General features: G+C 71.7%; 15 protein-coding genes. 1 reads left to right on the forward strand and 14 read right to left on the reverse strand.

Going from position 1 to position 17,119, the window contains the following annotated elements; translation table 11 throughout:
- Positions 1 to 78: 78 nt before the first annotated feature.
- Positions 79 to 2,157, reverse strand: coding sequence for an alpha-galactosidase (locus HZZ00_RS24465; protein ID WP_180328479.1), 2,079 nt, complete (start codon positions 2,155 to 2,157; stop codon positions 79 to 81).
- Positions 2,158 to 2,328: 171 nt separating this feature from the next.
- Here HZZ00_RS24465 and HZZ00_RS24470 point away from each other — a divergent pair, with 171 nt between their 5' ends.
- A complete protein-coding gene (locus HZZ00_RS24470) occupies positions 2,329 to 3,126 on the forward strand; it encodes a tyrosine-protein phosphatase (RefSeq protein WP_180328480.1) in 798 nt (265 codons plus the stop codon).
- A 20-nt stretch (positions 3,127 to 3,146) separates the two neighbouring features.
- Here the strand turns inward: HZZ00_RS24470 and HZZ00_RS24475 are convergent, their stop codons facing one another.
- The 13 genes from HZZ00_RS24475 to hpnC form a co-directional block, all read right to left on the reverse strand.
- Complete coding sequence (locus tag HZZ00_RS24475) at positions 3,147 to 3,269, reverse strand: DUF6126 family protein (RefSeq protein ID WP_070029575.1); 123 nt, start codon at positions 3,267 to 3,269, stop codon at positions 3,147 to 3,149.
- The gene (locus tag HZZ00_RS24480; RefSeq protein ID WP_070029574.1) at positions 3,266 to 3,892 is read right to left on the reverse strand and encodes a helix-turn-helix domain-containing protein; all 627 of its coding nucleotides are present in this window, start codon (positions 3,890 to 3,892) and stop codon (positions 3,266 to 3,268) included. The genes HZZ00_RS24475 and HZZ00_RS24480 overlap by 4 nt, the downstream gene beginning before the upstream one ends.
- 164 nt (positions 3,893 to 4,056) lie before the next feature.
- Positions 4,057 to 5,442 carry an aspartate aminotransferase family protein gene (locus HZZ00_RS24485; RefSeq protein ID WP_070029573.1) on the reverse strand — a complete coding sequence of 462 codons (1,386 nt, stop codon included), beginning with the start codon at positions 5,440 to 5,442 and terminating at the stop codon, positions 4,057 to 4,059.
- Positions 5,439 to 7,337 (reverse strand): 1-deoxy-D-xylulose-5-phosphate synthase, encoded by a 1,899-nt coding sequence (dxs, locus tag HZZ00_RS24490; protein ID WP_180328481.1) that lies wholly within the window; start codon positions 7,335 to 7,337, stop codon positions 5,439 to 5,441. The genes HZZ00_RS24485 and dxs overlap by 4 nt, the downstream gene beginning before the upstream one ends.
- 38 nt (positions 7,338 to 7,375) lie before the next feature.
- Entirely contained in the window at positions 7,376 to 8,491 is a 1,116-nt protein-coding gene (gene ispG, locus HZZ00_RS24495; protein WP_180328482.1) for a flavodoxin-dependent (E)-4-hydroxy-3-methylbut-2-enyl-diphosphate synthase, read from the reverse strand.
- 4 nt (positions 8,492 to 8,495) lie between these two features.
- On the reverse strand, positions 8,496 to 9,518 hold the full coding sequence (hpnH, locus tag HZZ00_RS24500; RefSeq protein ID WP_180328483.1) for an adenosyl-hopene transferase HpnH: 1,023 nt from the start codon (positions 9,516 to 9,518) through the stop codon (positions 8,496 to 8,498).
- Between the two features lie 5 nt (positions 9,519 to 9,523).
- On the reverse strand, positions 9,524 to 10,165 hold the full coding sequence (locus HZZ00_RS24505) for a 1-hydroxy-2-methyl-2-butenyl 4-diphosphate reductase (protein ID WP_180328484.1): 642 nt from the start codon (positions 10,163 to 10,165) through the stop codon (positions 9,524 to 9,526).
- Position 10,166: 1 nt separating this feature from the next.
- Positions 10,167 to 12,239, reverse strand: coding sequence for a squalene--hopene cyclase (gene shc, locus HZZ00_RS24510; protein WP_257585244.1), 2,073 nt, complete (start codon positions 12,237 to 12,239; stop codon positions 10,167 to 10,169).
- A gap of 117 nt (positions 12,240 to 12,356) precedes the next feature.
- Positions 12,357 to 13,487: a polyprenyl synthetase family protein gene (locus HZZ00_RS24515; protein WP_180328485.1), complete on the reverse strand. Its 1,131-nt coding sequence runs from the start codon at positions 13,485 to 13,487 to the stop codon at positions 12,357 to 12,359.
- Positions 13,487 to 14,911, reverse strand: coding sequence for a hydroxysqualene dehydroxylase HpnE (gene hpnE / locus HZZ00_RS24520; protein WP_180328486.1), 1,425 nt, complete (start codon positions 14,909 to 14,911; stop codon positions 13,487 to 13,489). The genes HZZ00_RS24515 and hpnE overlap by 1 nt, the downstream gene beginning before the upstream one ends.
- A complete protein-coding gene (locus tag HZZ00_RS39270) occupies positions 14,908 to 15,036 on the reverse strand; it encodes a DUF6380 family protein (protein WP_374028480.1) in 129 nt (42 codons plus the stop codon). Before HZZ00_RS39270 ends, hpnE begins: the two co-directional genes overlap by 4 nt.
- A complete protein-coding gene (gene hpnD / locus HZZ00_RS24525; RefSeq protein WP_180328487.1) occupies positions 15,036 to 15,998 on the reverse strand; it encodes a presqualene diphosphate synthase HpnD in 963 nt (320 codons plus the stop codon). The genes HZZ00_RS39270 and hpnD overlap by 1 nt, the downstream gene beginning before the upstream one ends.
- On the reverse strand, positions 15,995 to 16,891 hold the full coding sequence (hpnC, locus tag HZZ00_RS24530; RefSeq protein ID WP_180328488.1) for a squalene synthase HpnC: 897 nt from the start codon (positions 16,889 to 16,891) through the stop codon (positions 15,995 to 15,997). The genes hpnD and hpnC overlap by 4 nt, the downstream gene beginning before the upstream one ends.
- Positions 16,892 to 17,119: the final 228 nt, after the last annotated feature.

The raw sequence follows: 17,119 nt of genomic DNA on the forward strand, positions 1-17,119 counted from the left end.
GGTTGACGAGCGGTGACATGAGCCACTCTCAAAAATTCGCCGATCCAGGAATACGCCCGCTGCCAGGGCTGTTGCCGCTCAGATACGCCGCAGCCTGAGCACCGTCGCGTCCAGGTCGCCGGTCAGCCCGGTGCGCAGCCCGTGGTGCAGCAGGACCGCTCCCCGGTGCACCTCCCCCGTCTCCGGGCACGCGTACGACGCCGCCGGGTCGAGGCCGCGCAGCCGCAGTGCCGGCGCGGGTTCGCCGTAGCGCTGCGCCTGGAGCCAGGCGAGGACCACGGTCTCGTCCCCCAGCAGGTACTGCACCGCGCAGAGCCCGCCGGTCGGGGGCCGCAGCCGGTACAGGTCGCCGCGCTGGACCAGCGGGCGGATCTCCTTGTACAGGGCCACCCACCGCCGGGCCTCGGCGAGTTCCTCCTCGGTCCACCGGCCGAGGTCGCCGCCGATGCCGAGGACGCCCGCCATGGCGCTGACGAACCGGAACCGCAGGCTGCTGACGCGGCCGTTGAGCTGGGTGTTCGGGCTGTCGGTGACCCAGGCGGCCATGACCCGGGCGGGATGGAGCTGGCCGAAGCCGTACTGGATGGCGAGCCGGTCCAGCGGGTCGGTGTTGTCGGAGGTCCACACCTGGTCGGTGCGGCCCAGCACCCCGAGGTCGATCCGCCCGCCGCCGCCCGAGCAGGACTCGAAGGCGACGCCGCGGTGGGCGGCGCGCAGCCGGTCCAGCAGGCCGTAGAAAGCGTGCACGTGGTCCGTCCACAGCCGCTGCGGATACGGCTCCCCGGGCCAGCCGGCGTCGGTGAAGCAGCGGTTGAAGTCCCACTTCACGAAGTCGATCGGGGCGCTGGAGAGCAGCGCGTCGAGCCGCTGCTCCACGTACTCCCGGACGTCCTCGCGGGCGAGGTTGAGGACCAGCTGGTTGCGGAACTCCGTCCGGGTGCGGCCGGGTTGGTACTGGACCCAGTCGGGGTGCGCCCGGTACAGCTCGCTGTCCGGGTTGACCATCTCCGGTTCGACCCAGATGCCGAACCCCATGCCGAGGGCGTGCACCTGTTCGGCGAGGGGCCGCAGGCCGTGCGGGAAGCGGTCGGGGTTGGGGGTCCAGTCGCCGAGCCCGGCGCGGTCGCTGGTGCGGGCTCCGAACCAGCCGTCGTCCACCACGAAGAGTTCCACGCCGAGCGCGGCGGCCCGGCGGGCGAGGGCGGACTGCTGCCGCTCGGAGATGTCGAAGGCCGTCGCCTCCCAGGAGTTGAAGAGCACCGGCCGGTCCCGCTCGGCGTCCGGGACGACGTGCGCCCGCTGGTAGGCGTGCCAGGCGCGGCTCGCCCCGCCGAAGCCGCCGTCGCTGTAGAGCCCCGCGAAGACCGGGGTGGTGTACGACTCCCCGGGCGCGAGCCGCCTGAGCCCCGAGTCGTCGTGTCCGGCGCCGCCGGTGATCTGCACGCGGGCGTCGGGGAGTTGGGCGACGGCGATGCGCCAGGAGCCGGACCAGCCGAGCGCGCAGCCGTAGACCTCGCCGTGTTCCTCGGTGGCGTCGGTGTCGAGCGCGACCCACGGCAGGTGCTGGTGGCCGGTGTGGCCGCGGCGGCTGCCGATGACGTACTCGCCGTAGGTGAGGGGGGCGGTGGTGAGCCGGGACTCGGCGGCCCAGCGGCCGTGCAGCCGGGACAGCCGCCAGCCCTCGCGGTCGGGCAGGGTCCAGGTGGCCGCGTCGGCGCGCAGCAGTTCCACCGGTTGCGGCCCCTCGTTGTCCAGGGTGACCCGGCGTTCCAGCACGTCGCCGCGCATCCGGTAGTGCAGGGTGATCGCGAGCCCGTCGTCCGCGAAGCGCAGCCGCAGCCCGTCCCCCTCGCCCGAGGTGTCGTACGACACGAAGCGCCACTCGGTGCCGCGCCGCTCGGCGGTGCGCACGGACAGGGCCGGGCGCACGAAGCGCGGTCCGCCCTCGACCGGGTACTCCTCACGGCCGTCGAGCGGTGACTCGAAGGGCCGGTATCCGGGCAGCGGGCGCGCGGCGAGGGCCTCGGCGTCCGCGAGGGTGATCCGCGGCCCCCAGTGCAGGTGCACCAGTTCGTGCGCGGCGGTGAGGTGCAGTGCGTAGCCGCTGGTGGGGCCCGACAGCAGCCAGGTACGGCCGTCTTCCGAGATGTCCGTCATCAAGACCTCACCGCCGCCGACGGAACCGGACAAGTACGCGCATCATGGCCCCGTCCGTCCCTCCCGGCAATGCCCTGTGGACAACTCATTGCCCCGGGAAATCAATGCCGTATGGTCGTCGCAGCGCCCGCCGCGAGCCGTGACGGCGGGAACCGATCGGGAGGAGCCCCCGTGACGCAGCAGGTCCCGTCGACCGAGCCGGAGCTGGCCGGTGTGCGCAATTTCCGTGATGTCGGCGGGCTGCCGACCGTGGACGGACGCCGGGTGCGGCAGGGTGTGCTGTACCGCAGCGGGCACCTGGCGCACGCCACCGCCGAGGACGCGGCCTTCCTCGCCTCGCTGGGCCTGCACACGATCTTCGACTTCCGCAACGCGGCCGACCAGAAGCTGGAGGGCCCGGACGTCGCGCTGCCCGGCGTGCGCAATGTGAACCTGCCGCTGAGCGACCCGGCGGACGGCGCGGAGTTCTGGAAGATGGTCCGCGACGGCGATCTGGACCAGCTGCGCGCGATCCTGGACGACGGCAAGGGCGCGGCCAGGATGGTGGCCTCGTACCGGTCGATCGTCAAGGAGCGCACCGGCGAGCACTCCCGGGTGCTGCACGCGATCGCCGAGGACAGCGTGCCCGCGCTGCTGCACTGCGCGGCCGGCAAGGACCGCGCGGGTGTCTCCATAGCGGTGACGCTGCTCGCGGTGGGCGTGGAGCGCGACGCGATCGTGGCGGACTACCTGGAGTCCAACGCCAAGCACCGCCGTTACAAGGTGCGCCGCAGCGGCAGCGCCGAGACGGCGTACACGCCCGAGGTGATGGAGCTCCTCAGCCCGCTCTTCGACGCCCGCGCCGAGTACCTGTCGGCCGCCTTCGACAGCATCGAGGAGACCTGGGGCGGCGTGGACGCCTATCTGGAGCGGGGCCTGCGGCTCACCCCGGCGACGCGGGAGCGGCTGCGGGCGCGCTTGATCGACTGACACACCCGGACGAGAGGCCCTCAGCCCTTGCCCCCGACCGCGAACAGCAGGTAGAGGAACGCGGCCAGGACGTGTCCGAGGGCGATGTAGATGATCAGACGGATCCACAGGGACCGGGGGAACTTGGTCTCGAGGTCGCTCATGGCAGCTCTCCGTTCAAGTGCCCCAGGCACAAGGCGGTCGTGGGGCTCTGCAGCAGGGTGTGGACGAACAGCAGCTCCACGCCGTCCGGGTCCTCGGCGGCGAGGCGATGCGGGGTGAGCGAGTCGAAATGGGCGCTGTCGCCGGGGGCGAGCAGGTGCGTGGCGTCGCCGAGGCGCAGCCTCAGCCGTCCCTTGAGGACGTAGAGCCATTCCTCGCCGGGGTGGACGCGCACGATGTCGCCCTGTGTGCCGTACGGCGCGTGCACCCGCAGGGCCTGCATGCCGCGGCCGGGGGCGCCGGCCTGGAAATAGGTCCAGCCGGCGGCGCGTGTCGGGTCCATGTCGGCGGCCCGGACGATCGCGTTCTGGTCGGCCACCCGCTCGCCGAGGAGTTCGGAGACCGTCGTACCGTAGATGCGGGCGAGCGCGAGCAGCATCGGCAGCGAGGGCTGCCGCTGCCCGGTCTCCAGCCGGGACAGATGCGCCGGCGAGAGTCCGGCGTCCCGGGCTGCGGCCTCCAGGGTGAGACCGGCCCGACGGCGCAGTGCGCGCAGTTGCGGTGCGACGGCGGGCAGATCGTCGCCCTGGCCCGCCGCCGGCGACGCGGCATCTGAGGCGTTCATGCCTCCATTCAGCCCCACCCTTGCCTGTGGGGCAAATTTATTGCCTGTGAGGCAAAAGCAGGCCCGCCGACGGGTCGGCAGGATGTGGCCGGCCGCCACCGGACCCACTCTCGGCGCGGCCGGGTTCCTCTACCCCTTCCTCCTGCTGAGCCCGGGCTGAGCGGTCACCGGTTGGCGACGGCCTGCTTGATCAGGGTCTTGCCGAAGTCCCACATCAGGCCGCCGCCGCTGTGGGCGTCGTCCATGACCGCGGTGAAAGCGTCGACGAACCGGTCCACGTCGGCCTCGTTCAGGACCAGCGGCGGGATCAGCTTGATCACTTCGAGGTGATCACCGGAGACCTGGGTGAGGATCCGGTGCCGCTGGAGCAGCGGCACGACGACCATCTGTGCGAACAGGCCCTTGCGCGCGGCCTGGAGCATCGCCCAGCGGCTGCGCAGCTTCAGCGAGGACGGCTTGCCGAACTCGATGCCGATCATCAGGCCCCGGCCGCGGACGTCGGCGAGCAGCTCGTACTTGTCGATCAGCTCGGTGAGGCGGGACTTGAGCAGCTCGCCCGTGGTGCGCACGTTCGCGACGATCTGCTCCTGCTCCATCACCGACAGCACGGCGAGCCCGCACGCCATCGCCTGCGCGTTGGAACCGAAGCTTGCCGAGTGGACCAGGACGCGGTCCATGGAGGAGTAGACCTTCTTGAAGACCCAGTCCTTGCCGAGGGTCGCGCCGACCGGTACGTAGCCGCCGGACAGTGCCTTGGCGACGCACACCAGGTCGGGCTCCACGCCGTCCTCGTGCTGGTAGGCGTAGAAGTCGCCGGTGCGGCCGAGACCGGTCTGCACCTCGTCGGCGATCAGCAGCGCCTTGTGCTTGTGCAGCAACTCCTGCGCGGCGCGGAGATAACCGGGCGGGGCCTCGTGCACGCCCTTGCCCTGGATCGGCTCCACGATCAGCGCGGCCACGTCGCCCTTCTTCAACTCCCGTGCCAGGGCGTCGAGATCACCGAGGGGTACGGCGGTGTCGGGCAGCAGCGGGGCGAAGCCGTCGCGGAAGCCCGTCTCGCCGTTGACGGACAGCGAGCCGGTGGTCAGTCCGTGGAAGGCGTGGTCGCAGTACAGGACGCGCGGCCTGCCGGTGGCGTAGCGGGCGAACTTCAGGGCCGTCTCGACCGCCTCGGTGCCGCTGTTGCCGAAGAACACCCGGTCCAGGTGCGGGGTGTGGGCGAGCAGCCGCTCGGCGAGGAGCCCGGGCAGCGGCTGGCAGTCGAACCGGGTGAGGTCGGCGAGGTCCAGGTCGAGGACGTCGTGCAGGGCCTTGCGGACGACCGGGTGGTGCCGGCCGAGGCCCATCACCCCGAAGCCGGCGAGCATGTCCAGGTAGTCGTTGCCCTCGGCGTCGAAGAAGTGGGCGCCCTCGGCGCGCTCGTAGACCTTGTCGAAGCCGATGGTGTGCAGCATGCGCGGCAGCTGCGGGTTGAGGTACCGGCTGTGCAGCTCGTATCGCTCGGCTCCGCGCTCGGCGAGCAGGGCGCCGAGGTCGAACTCCGTGGTCATTCACTCTCCTTGACGGTGCCGTCGATGTCCTTGACGGCCAGGCTCGCTGAAATGCGTCCGGCGATCTCCACCGGGGTGAGGCCGATGTCGGCCAGTACCTCGCTGCGCTTGGCGTGCGCCAGGAACTGGTCCGGGATGCCGAACTGCCGTACCGGTACGTCCACTCCGGCATCCGCGAGGGCCTGTGCCACGGCCGAACCGACGCCGGAGGCGCGGCTGTTGTCCTCCACCACGGCCACCAGGCGGTGCTCGGCGGCGAGTCGGGGAAGTGCGGGGTCGACGGGTTTGACCCACCTCGGGTCCACCACCGTGCTCGATGTGCCGCCCGACGCGAGGAGTTCCGCGGCCCCGAGGCACACCTGCGCCATCACGCCGACGGCGACCAGGAGCACCTTCGGCCGCTCGCCGCGGTGCAGCACGTCCATGTCGCCGACCCGGTCGACCGCCGGGATGTCCGGGCCGACGGACTCCTTGGGGAAGCGCAGCACGGTGGGCGCGTCGTCCACCGCGACCGCCTCGCGCAGCTGGGCGCGCAGCTGCGCGGCGTCGCGCGGGGCGGCGATCCGCAGGCCGGGCACCACCTGGAGGATCGACATGTCCCACATGCCGTTGTGGGAGGCGCCGTCGGGGCCGGTGACGCCGGCCCGGTCGAGCACGAAGGTGACCCCGCAGCGGTGCAGGGCGACGTCCATCAGCACTTGGTCGAAGGCGCGGTTGAGAAAGGTGGCGTAGAGGGCCACGACGGGGTGCAGCCCGGCCGTGGCCAGCCCGGCGGCGGAGGCCACCGCGTGCTGTTCGGCGATGCCCACGTCCCACACCCGGTCCGGGAAGCGCTCGGCGAAGGCACCGAGGCCGACCGGGTGCAGCATGGCGGCGGTGAGCGCGACGAGGTCCTCCCGCTCCTCTCCGAGCCGGACGATCTCCTCGCCGAACACCGAGGTCCAGGACGGCCCGGCGGAGGTGCCGAGTGGCTCGCAGGTCAGCGGGTCCATCACGCCGATCGCGTGGAAGCGGTCCAACTCGTCGGCGAGCGCGGGCTCGTAGCCGCGGCCCTTCTCGGTCAGGCAGTGCACCAGCACGGGGCCGTGGAAGCGCTTGGCGCGGCGCAGCGCGGACTCGACGGCCCCGGTGTCGTGCCCGTCGACCGGCCCGACGTACTTCAGGCCCAGGTCCTCGAAGAGCCCCTGCGGGGCGAAGGCGTCCTTGAAGCCCTTCTTCGCGCCGTGCAGGGACTCGTAGAGGGTGCCGCCGACGACCGGGGTCCGCTGGAGCATCTCCTTGCCCCAGGCCAGCACCTTCTCGTAGCCGTCGGTGGTGCGCAGGGTGGCGAGGTGGTCGGCGAGCCCGCCGATGGTGGGCGCGTAGGAGCGCGCGTTGTCGTTGACGACAATGATCAGCGGGCGGTCCGGGGCGTCCGCGATGTTGTTCAGCGCCTCCCAGGCCATGCCTCCGGTCAGCGCGCCGTCCCCGACGACCGCGACCACATGGCCCCGCTCCCCCTTCACCTGGCGGGCCTTGGCGAGGCCGTCGGCCCAGCCGAGCGCGGCGGAGGCGTGGCTGCTCTCGATGACGTCGTGCTCGGACTCCTCGCGCGAGGGGTAACCGGACAGTCCGCCCTTGCCGCGCAGCTTGGAGAAGTCCTGACGTCCGGTCAGGAGTTTGTGGACATAGGTCTGGTGGCCGGTGTCCCACAGGATCCGGTCGACCGGCGACTCGAAGACCCGGTGCAGCGCGATGGTGAGTTCCACCACCCCCAGGTTGGGCCCGAGATGACCGCCGGTCCGTGCCACCGCGTGCACCAGGAACTCGCGTATCTCCTCGGCCAGTACCCCGAGTTGCTCCCCGGACAGCGCCCTCAGGTCCCGCGGTTGCCGGATCGTCTCCAGAATCGTCACGTTCGTGGCCCCCTCTTGCTCTGTGCTTGTGCGTGGCCTCACTTCGTCTGCTCGGCGAGCCGCTGTGCCTCCTCGATCAGGGTCTCGACGATCTTTGACTCGGGCACGGTCCTGACGACCTCGCCCTTGACGAAAATCTGCCCCTTTCCGTTGCCTGAGGCAACTCCTAGGTCTGCTTCACGGGCCTCGCCCGGCCCGTTGACCACACAGCCCATCACCGCGACGCGCAGCGGCACTTCGAGGCCGTCCAGGCCGGCCGTGACCTCGTCGGCGAGCCGGTAGACGTCCACCTGGGCACGGCCGCAGGACGGGCAGGAGACGATCTCCAGGCGGCGTTGGCGCAGATTCAGGGACTCCAGGATCTGGATGCCTACCTTGACCTCCTCGGCCGGGGGCGCGGACAGCGACACGCGGATGGTGTCGCCGATGCCCTCCGCGAGCAACGCCCCGAACGCCACGGCCGACTTGATGGTGCCCTGGAAGGCAGGGCCGGCCTCCGTGACACCCAGGTGCAGCGGATAGTCGCACCGCGCGGCGAGCTGCCGGTAGGCCTCGATCATCACGACCGGGTCGTTGTGCTTGACGGAGATCTTGATGTCGCGGAAGTCGTGCTCCTCGAAGAGGGACGCCTCCCACAGCGCGGACTCGACCAGCGCCTCCGGCGTGGCCTTGCCGTACTTCTGGAGCAGGCGCTTGTCCAGGGAGCCGGCGTTCACACCGATGCGGATCGGGGTGCCGTGGTCCTTGGCGGCCTGGGCGATCTCCTTGACCTGGTCGTCGAACTTCTTGATGTTGCCCGGGTTGACGCGGACCGCGGCGCAGCCGGCCTCGATGGCGGCGAAGACGTACTTGGGCTGGAAGTGGATGTCCGCGATCACCGGGATCTGCGACTTGCGCGCGATGACCGCCAGGGCGTCCGCGTCGTCCTGCGTGGGGCAGGCGACCCGGACGATCTGGCAGCCGGACGCGGTCAGTTCGGCGATCTGCTGGAGGGTGGCGCCGACGTCGGACGTACGGGTCGTCGTCATCGACTGCACCGACACGGGGGCTCCGCCCCCGACCGCCACCGGCCCGACCTGGATCCGCCGCGACTGCCGCCGCGGGGCCAGGGACCGGGCCGGTACCTCGGGGACTCCCAAGGGAACGGCGGTCATCGGGTCACTCCCGGTTTCCGGAGACCGTCTCGCGCAGGGCCCGCAGCGACTCCGTGAGGGAGCCCATGGTGGCGAGCACGGCCGTGGGCTCGTAGCCGCAGTGCGCCATGCAGTTGTCGCAGCGCGGGTCCTTGCCGCGGCCGTACTTGTCCCAGTCGGTGTCCTCCACCAGCTCGCGGTACGTCGGCACGTACCCGTCGCTCATCAGGTAGCAGGGGCGCTGCCAGCCGAAGAGCGAGTAGTTCGGGATCGCCCACGCGGTGCACGGGAAGTCGACCTTGCCCTCCAGGAAGTCCAGGAAGAGCGGCGAGTGGTTGAGCCGCCACTTCCTGCGGTTGCCGCCGGAGAACGCCTTCCGGAACAGCTCGCGGGTCTGCTCGACGCCCAGGAAGTGCTCCTGGTCCGGGGCCTTCTCGTAGGCATAGGCGGGCGAGATCATCATCTCGTCCACCTTCAGGTCGTCGTTGAGGTAATCGAGCACCTCGACGATGGTCTGCGGGGTGTCGGTGTTGAAGAAGGTGGAGTTGGTGGTCACCCGGAAGCCGCGCCGCTTGGCCTCCTTGATGGCGGCGACCGCCTCGTCGAACACACCCTCCTTCGCCACCGACTCGTCGTGCCGCTCGCGCAGCCCGTCGATGTGCACCGTGAAGGCGAAGTACGGCGAGGGCTTGAACTTGTCCATCTTCTTGCGCAGCAGCATCGCGTTGGTGCAGAGGAAGACGTACTTCCGCCTGGCCACCAACTGCCGCACGATCTCGTCGATCTGAGGGTGCATCAGGGGCTCGCCGCCCGCGATGGAGACCATCGGAGCACCCGATTCCAGCACCGCGCCCACCGCCTGGGCGACCGGCATGCGCTGCTTGAGCACACCGGCGGGGTGCTGGATCTTGCCGCAGCCCTCGCACTTCAGGTTGCAGGCGAAGAGCGGTTCCAGCTCGACAATGAGCGGAAACTTGTCCCGCTTGCGGAGCTTCTGTTCAGCCAGGTATGTAGCGACCTTGATGGACTGGCGCAACGGCATGGCCATCTGGCTCACCTCCGGGGGAGCAGCAAAGAACGGTGCCATTCGAAAAATGCGGGAAGTACGGAACGAAGAACGCGGAAGGCTGATATTCCACCGCGGACCGTACCGATCCGGACGAGTTCGTGTTCGGGAGCGTCCACGACCACCCGGACCGCCGCGACCGGGCGCTCGCCCGCGCGCACGGCGCTGAGCAGCGTGGCCGCGGATTCCATGTCGACCGCGATCGCGCCGGTCGCGCGCAGGGCGGACCGTTCGGGACCGCGGACGACATGGTCGGAGCCGGTGAGCGGGCCGGTGTGCACCGTGCGGCCGGGCAGCAACCGCGCGAGCTCCTTGACCAGCAGTTCGGTGCCGGCGCACGGGACGGTCCCGTGCGGGTCCCGGGTCTCCTCGGCGACCACCAGGTCGCCGGGGTGCATGCCGGGGGCCAGCCCGGCGCAGAAACCGGTGGCCACCACGGCGGCACCGGCGAGCGCGGGCTGGGACAGCTGCCGGGTGAGGGACCGCTGAGCCGCCCGCGGCCCCATCCCCGTGCGCACGAACGTGACCGGCCCGCCGGCCCCGCTGCGATCGCCCGAGCGCAGGGCGAGGTGCTCGATGCCGAGCGCGCAGGCGATCAGCAGCGGAACCGGTGCGGGCTGGACGTTCACATCAGCTCCCCTTGGCCTCGGAGAGCGACGACCCGGCCGGTTCGGCCTGCTCGGGCCGCCCGACCCTGGGCCGGGCGGCCTTGGCGAGCAGCTGCCGCTCGAAGGGGTCGCCGTGCAGATAGCGGCCGAGGGCGGTGAGCGGGAAGACCTGGCGGTACAGGTGGTAGTTGATGGAGAAGTCCCAGGGGAAGCCGGTACCGGTGAAGTACGGCTCGTCCCAGGTGCCGTCCTCGCGCTGGTTGTCCGCCAGCCACTTGACGCCCCGCTCCACGGCCTCGGAGCCCTTCTCCCCCGCCGCGAGCAGCGCCATCAGCGCCCACCCGGTCTGCGAGGGCGTGGAGGCGCCCCGGCCGCACCATTCCCGGGCGTGCTTGTAGGAACGCAGGTCCTCGCCCCAGCCGCCGTCGTCGTTCTGCACCGACTCCAGCCAGGCCACCGCCCGCCGGATCGCCGGGTGCGAGCCGGGCAGTCCGGCCGCGGTGAGCGCGGGGACCACCGAGCCGGTGCCGTAGATGTAGTTGACGCCCCAGCGGCCGAACCAGGCGCCGTTCTCCTCCTGTTCGGCGAGCAGCCAGGCGATGCCGCGCCGGGTGCGCGGGTCGTCGGCCAGGCCCTCGGCGGCCAGCATCTCCACCACGTGCGCGGTGACGTCCGCGGAGGGCGGGTCGATGACCTCGCCGAAGTCGCAGAACGGCAACCGGTTGGGGAACGGGCTGGTGTTGTCGACGTCGAAGGCGCCCCACGCGCCGTTGCGCGACTGCATGCCGAGGTTCCAGCGCACCGCGCGGCCGATGGACCGGTCCACCCGCTCGGGGTCGTGGTGGCGGACCCGGCGCAGCGCGAGGGAGACCTCGGCGGTGTCGTCGATGTCCGGGTAGTTGTCGTTGTGGAACTCGAACGCCCAGCCGCCCGGCGGAAGTTGGGGGCGGCGTACGGCCCAGTCGCCGGGCCGGACGATCTCCTCACCGAGCAGCCAGTCGGCCGCCTTCACCAGTTGCGGGTGGTCGGCGGGCAGTCCGGCGTCGACCAGCGCGATGGTGGCGAGGCAGGTGTCCCACACCGGGGACTGGCACGCCTCGATCATCCGCGCGCCGTCCTCGCGCCACACGGCGAACCGGTCCAGCGAGGCCAGTCCCTCGCGCAGCACCGGGTGTTCGAGGTCGTAGCCGAGCAGGTGCAGGGCGATGATCGAGTACACGGCCGGGGGCTGGATGCCGCCCCAGCAGCCGTCGTTCTCCTGCCGCTCGATGATCCAGCGGGCGGCGGCGTTCATCGCGGCCTTGCGCACCCGGCGCGGAACCACCTTGCGCAGCTGCTGGAGCTTCTTGTCCAGGCGCTGGAAGGCGCCGTCCCAACTGGCCAGCGGCGCGACGGGCTTGGCCGGGTTGGGGTCGGCCGGGTCGGTGTGCAGCTCGTCCAGGGCGAAGGGCGCCGGGCGCACCGGACGCTTGGCCGAGACGATGGTGAGCGGCACGATCGTCTGCCGGGCCCAGCAGCCGAAGTCGTAGATGTTCAGCGGCATCCACTTCGGGAACCAGATCAGCTCCGGCGGCATCTCCGGCAGGTCTTCCCACTTCCACCAGCCGAACAGGGCCAGCCAGGTCCGGGTGAAGACCCGGGAGGCGGCGATGCCGCCGCGCTCACGGATCCAGGCGGAGGCCTTGGCCATGTGCGGGGCCTCGGGCGTGTCGCCGGCCAGGCGCAGGGCGACGTACGCCTCGATCGTGGTGGACAGTTCGCCGGGGCCGCCGTAGAAGGTGGCCCAGGTGCCGTCCTCGCGCTGCTCGCCGCGGATGAACTTCGCGGCGGCCTGCGTGGTCTTCTCGTCCTGGATGCCCAGGAACTGGCGGAGCAGGAGGTCCTCGGCGTCCATGGTGACGTTGGTCTCCAGGTCGCCCTTCCACCAGCCTTCGGCGTCCTGCTTGGCGAGCAGGTGGTCGGTGGCGCGCCGGGCGGCGCGAGCGGCGGCTTCCGGTACCCCGGCCGCCTCGGGGGTCGTGAGGGTGGCGTGGCTGGCCGCGGCAGCGCGGGACGGCAAGGTGGCCCCGGTGCTTCCGTCGGTCGTCGCTGTCATGGCTTCCCCTTCGTGCAGTCGTGCGAGTCGTGCTGCTGTGGGTCCGCCGTCGGCCGGTGTGCGGGTGTTCCGCGACACCGGCCGGCGACTACGCGAGGCTTGTTCGGCCGATAGTGATCATCTCTTTCGTACGACGACGAAGTCGGCGAGGGCCGTGAAGGCGGCCCGTACCCGGTCCGGCATGCCGACCGCGTCGAGGGCGCTGATGGCGATGGTGTGCTGACGGCGCGCTTCCTCGGCCGTCCATTCGCGGCCGCCCGCCTCCTCGATGAGGGCGGCGCGGGCCGCGAACTCCTCCTCGGAGAAGTTCTCGAAATCGCTGCTCTTGGCGTCCGCGGCGAGGATCTCGCCGAGCCGCTCGGAGGCGGGGCCGCCGGCCGCGAGGGCGGCCACCACCGGCAGCGACTTCTTGCGCTGGCGCAGATCGCTCCAGGTCTGCTTGCCGGTGGCGTCCGGGTCGCCCCAGATGCCGAGCAGGTCGTCCACGGCCTGGAAGGCGAGGCCGAGGTGGTAGCCGTAGCGCTCCAGCGCGTCGGCCGTGGCGTCGTCGGCGCCGCCGAGCACGGCGCCGATGGAGGAGGCGCAGGCGAGCAGCGCGCCGGTCTTGTTGCCCTCCATCTCCAGGCACTCCTCGACGCTGACGCGGTCGCGGTGCTCGTAGGAGATGTCCTGCGCCTGACCGTCGATCAGGGCGCGGGTGGCGGAGGTGAGCCGGCGGGTGGCGCGGCCGGCCTCGACCGTGCCGAGCTCCAGCAGGACCTCATTGGCCAGGGCGAACAGCGCGTCGCCGACCAGGATGGCCTGGGCGGGGCCGTGCACCTTCCAGACGGTGTCGCGGTGCCGGCGCTGCTCGTCGCCGTCCATCAGGTCGTCGTGCAGCAGCGAGAAGTTGTGGACGAGTTCGACGGCCACGGCGCCGGGCACGCCGGCCTCGGGCGCGGCGCCGGTGACCTCGGCGGAGAGCACGGCGAGCGCGGGGCGCACGGCCTTGCCGCCGTCCCCGGCGGCCGGGTTGCCGGCGGCGTCGATCCAGCCGAAGTGGTAGGCGGCGACGGTGTCCATGGGAGGAGCCAGGCGGTCGACGGCCGCACGCAGGACCGGTGTGGCCAGGGTCCGGCCGCGCTCCAGCAGCGCGGTGACGTCCACCGCGGTCTCCGTCGAGGCCGGGGGCACAGTGGGCACAGTCTCTCCTCTTGTTGCGGTACCGAAGGTGCGGGGGCGGCCTGCCGCCGGCGGTTGATGGGCCATCAGGCCGCCTCCTCGAAGGCGAACAGGCGGCTCGGGCGGGGCCGTCCCAGGGCGCTCAGCGCGGCGTCGGCGGCGCTCACCCCACTGCGGACCGCACTCTCCATGGTCGCGGGCCACCCGGTGGCGGTCCACGCTCCGGCCAGGTACAGGCCGGGGGCCTTGGTGCGGGCGCCGGGCCGCAGCCTGCCGACGCCGGGGGCGGGCGCGAACGTGGCCGTGCGCTCCCGGGTCACGAAGAAGTCCTTCGGCACGGCGCCGCGCGTGCCCGGAATGAGCCTTTCCAACTCCGGGAGGTAGCGCCTGCGCAGCTCGGCGACCGGGAGATCGATGTCGTCCTGCGCGGCCGACTGGGACAGCGCGAGGTACTGGCCCGAGCGCAGCCCGGAGGCGTGGGTGCGGTCGAAGACCCACTGCACGCGGGTGCCGAGGGCGGCGAAGAAGGGCCGCGCGAGCACCTTGCGGTCGTAGACGACGTGCACGTTGAGGATCGGCGCGGTGCCGATGCCGAGTAGTCGCTCGGGGGCGTCGAGGGCGCCGGGCGGCAGCAGCGCGTGCGCCTCGCGCTGCGGCACGGCGAGGACGACCGCGTCGGATTCCAGGCGCTCACCGGGAACCTCCACGCGCCAGCCACCGTTCTCCATGGCAGAGACGGAGGTGACGCGTGAACGGACCTCGGTACGCACGCCCGCGGAGTCGAGCGCCTTGCGGGCCAGCCGGTCGTGCAGTTCGCCCAGCGGCACATGGGCCCAGCCGATGTCGGCCGCGCCCGGGTCGGACAGCAGACCGGTCTTGAACACCATCGCGGCGAGCCCCAGTGAGGCGTCGCCCGCGACCGCGTTGAGGGTGGCGACCCCGACCAGGTCCCACAGGGCCTCGATGGCACGCGCCGACTGGCCGTGGGCGGCCAGCCAGCTGCCGAAGTCCTGGGAGTCCAGGTCCGGATCGGCCGGGTCGAGTCCCTTCAGCGCGAGCGCGGCCCGCCCGACCGCGGCGCGCTCGGCGAGCGAGAGGTGCGGATAGGCGGCCAGGCTGCGCCCCAGGTGGAGGGGGACGGGCAGCGGGTCGCGCCGCAGCCGGCCGAGCCGTCTGCCCTCGGGTTTGGCGAGGTCCACGACGGGCACGTCCAGGCGGTCCTGCAGCGGTGCCAGCTCCGCTCCCCCGATCCGGTCGAGGAACCAGCGGTAGGCGGTGCAGCAGCGCAGGTACACGTGCTGGCCGTTGTCGACGGTCAGTTCGCCGCGCTGGAAGGAGAAGGCGAGGCCGCCCAGCCTGGGCCTGCCTTCGAGCAGGGTGACGCGGACGCCCGCGTCGGCCAGGGCGAGCGCCGCGGTGACACCGGCGAGGCCGCCGCCGACCACGACGGCGCTGCGGGCTGCCCGTCCGCCGTCGTCCGGGGTGGGCGCGGTGGGTGCGCCGTCGTTCATGGTGCGTCCTTCCGTGCGTGCCGAACGTGCTGGTTGAACGGTGCACGTGCGGTCGTCGCAGTCAGTGACGCCACGCCGTGGCGCGGGGTTGCCTGCGGGATGTCCCCTGGTTCGGTGAGGTCCATCAGGCGCGCCTCCTGACGGGCCGGCCGGAGCCGTGGCGGGTGACATGCCGTGTGTCGAGGCCGGACAGACCGCGCACGGCGACGTAGGCCTTCTCGTGCCCGGGCAGCGAGACCCGGCCGCGCAGCACGGCCTCCGGGTCGCGCGCGATGCGGTCGAGCAGCCGGCGGTAGATGCCGGCCATGGCGGCCACGCAGGCACCGCTGCGCCGGTCGAGCATGGGCAGCAGCTGGTAGCCCTCGGCGAACAGGGCGCGGGCCCGCCGCACCTCGAAGTGGACCAGGCCGGCGAAGTCCGAGCCCTCCGGGGGCGTCGGCCGGTCGAACCCGGCCGAGCAGCCGAACTTGGCCAGGTCGTCGGCGGGCAGATAGGTGCGGCCGCCCAGGGCGTCCTCGCGCACGTCGCGGAGGATGTTGGTGAGCTGGAGCGCGAGACCGAGCGTGTCGGCGTACTCGGGGGCGCGCTCGGCGCCGCGGGCACCCGGTTCGGTGCCGAACACGCCGAGCGAGAGGCGGCCGATGGCACCGGCGACACAGCGGCAGTAGACCTTGAGGTCGTCCCAGGTCTCGTAGGTCTCCCCGCGCACGTCCATCTGGACGCCGTCGATCAGTTCGTCCAGGCCGCCGAGCGGGATCGGGAAGGCGCTCGCGGCGTGGGCGAGGGCGACCGCCACCGGGTCGGTGTCGTCCTCCGCGACGTCGCCCTCGCGGACCCGGGCGAGCAGGGCGCGGGTCTCGCCGAGCCGCGCCAGCTTCACCTCGTCGGCAAGGTCGCCGTCGCCGATGTCGTCCACCCGCCGGGACAGCGCGTACAGCGCCGACATGGCGCGCCGCTTCGGTGTGGGCAGCAGCCGGATGCCGTACGCGAAGTTGCGGGCCTGCTGTCCGGTCACCGTCTCGCAGTAGCGGTAGGCGGCGAGTACTGGTGCGGACACGTGCGACGGAGACTCCACGGTCCGGATCACCCCTCTCCTCGCAGAATCAAGCCCGTCTCACGCAGCAACTGGACCTTGCCTGGCTTGGGCGGGCCGGGAAGTACGTCGTATTCGGCGGCGGTGATCGCGTGGATCGCCGCCTTCCCCCCCGCCACGAACCCTGCGAGCAGCAGCTTCAACCTGCCGTGGACGCTACCCACCAGGGGGGCGCCTTCATTCAGCAGATCGCGGGCGCGTTGCGCTTCGTATGCAACCAGGGCGCGCACCGATGCGCCCGCGGTTTTCGCGGACAGGTCCGTTTCGCTGACGTGGAAGCGCCTCATGTCCTCGGCCGGAAGGTAGATCCGGTCGCGGCCGAGGTCCTCGGCCACGTCCTGGAGGTGTTCCACGATCTGCAACGCGGTGCAGATCGCGTCGGACAGACGGATCCGCTCGGGGGTCGAGGTGCCGGTGACGGCGAGGACGAGGCGGCCGACGGGGTTGGCGGAGAGTTCGCAGTAGGCGAGGAGGTCGTCGTAGGTCTCGTAGCGGGTGACGAGCTGGTCCTGGCGGTTGGCGGCGATCAGCCCGAGGAACGGCTCGGGGGTGAGCGCGCGCCGGCGTACGACGGGCTGCAGCCGGCGCAGCAGGGGGTGGCGCGGAGTGGCGTCGAAGACGCGGCGCAGATCGGCCTCGAAGGCGTCGAGCAGCACCAGGCGGTCCTCGGCCTCCGTGGCCGACACGCCGAGCAGACGGGCGTCGGCGCCGCCGGGGGCGAGGTCACCGTCGCCGATGTCGTCCACCAGACGGGCGAAGCCGTAGACCGCCATGAGGTCGTCGCGCCAGTCGCGGGGGAGGAAGAAGGGGGCCACGGGGAAGTTCTCGCTCGCGGCCTTGTCGAGGGTGGCGCGCTCCGGGTCCGGCGCCGTCGTGGTGGCCGTCATCGGGCGCTGCCCGCGGCGGGGACGGCACATGCTGCGTTGAGCTGGGGAGTTTCCGTAGCCATTGCCGTCACATCTCCCGTTCTACACTGCCGACCCAATACACACTATTTCGGACACGCCGCCCGGCAATTCGCAGGGTTCACCGACGCGAGGCGTCGCGCGTTATCCCCCCACTTGCCGCTTTCCGGCGCCGGTACAGCTTACGTTGTACAACGCATCGAGCTTCGG

This window comes from Streptomyces sp. NEAU-sy36, from assembly GCF_013423905.1.
Classification (GTDB): domain Bacteria; phylum Actinomycetota; class Actinomycetes; order Streptomycetales; family Streptomycetaceae; genus Streptomyces; species Streptomyces misionensis.

Bases quoted from the DNA above. Each gene is read 5' to 3' on its own strand.
- HZZ00_RS24475 (WP_070029575.1), bottom strand. From the start codon at position 3,269: ATGAGCGACCTCGAGACCAAGTTCCCCCGGTCCCTGTGGATCCGTCTG.
- hpnE (WP_180328486.1), bottom strand. From the start codon at position 14,911: ATGAACGACGGCGCACCCACCGCGCCCACCCCGGACGACGGCGGACGG.
- hpnH (WP_180328483.1), bottom strand. From the start codon at position 9,518: ATGGCCATGCCGTTGCGCCAGTCCATCAAGGTCGCTACATACCTGGCT.
- ispG (WP_180328482.1), bottom strand. From the start codon at position 8,491: ATGACCGCCGTTCCCTTGGGAGTCCCCGAGGTACCGGCCCGGTCCCTG.
- HZZ00_RS39270 (WP_374028480.1), bottom strand. From the start codon at position 15,036: ATGGACCTCACCGAACCAGGGGACATCCCGCAGGCAACCCCGCGCCAC.
- HZZ00_RS24480 (WP_070029574.1), bottom strand. From the start codon at position 3,892: ATGAACGCCTCAGATGCCGCGTCGCCGGCGGCGGGCCAGGGCGACGAT.
- shc (WP_257585244.1), bottom strand. From the start codon at position 12,239: ATGACAGCGACGACCGACGGAAGCACCGGGGCCACCTTGCCGTCCCGC.
- HZZ00_RS24465 (WP_180328479.1), bottom strand. From the start codon at position 2,157: ATGACGGACATCTCGGAAGACGGCCGTACCTGGCTGCTGTCGGGCCCC.
- HZZ00_RS24515 (WP_180328485.1), bottom strand. From the start codon at position 13,487: ATGGCCCATCAACCGCCGGCGGCAGGCCGCCCCCGCACCTTCGGTACC.
- hpnC (WP_180328488.1), bottom strand. From the start codon at position 16,891: ATGACGGCCACCACGACGGCGCCGGACCCGGAGCGCGCCACCCTCGAC.
- HZZ00_RS24485 (WP_070029573.1), bottom strand. From the start codon at position 5,442: ATGACCACGGAGTTCGACCTCGGCGCCCTGCTCGCCGAGCGCGGAGCC.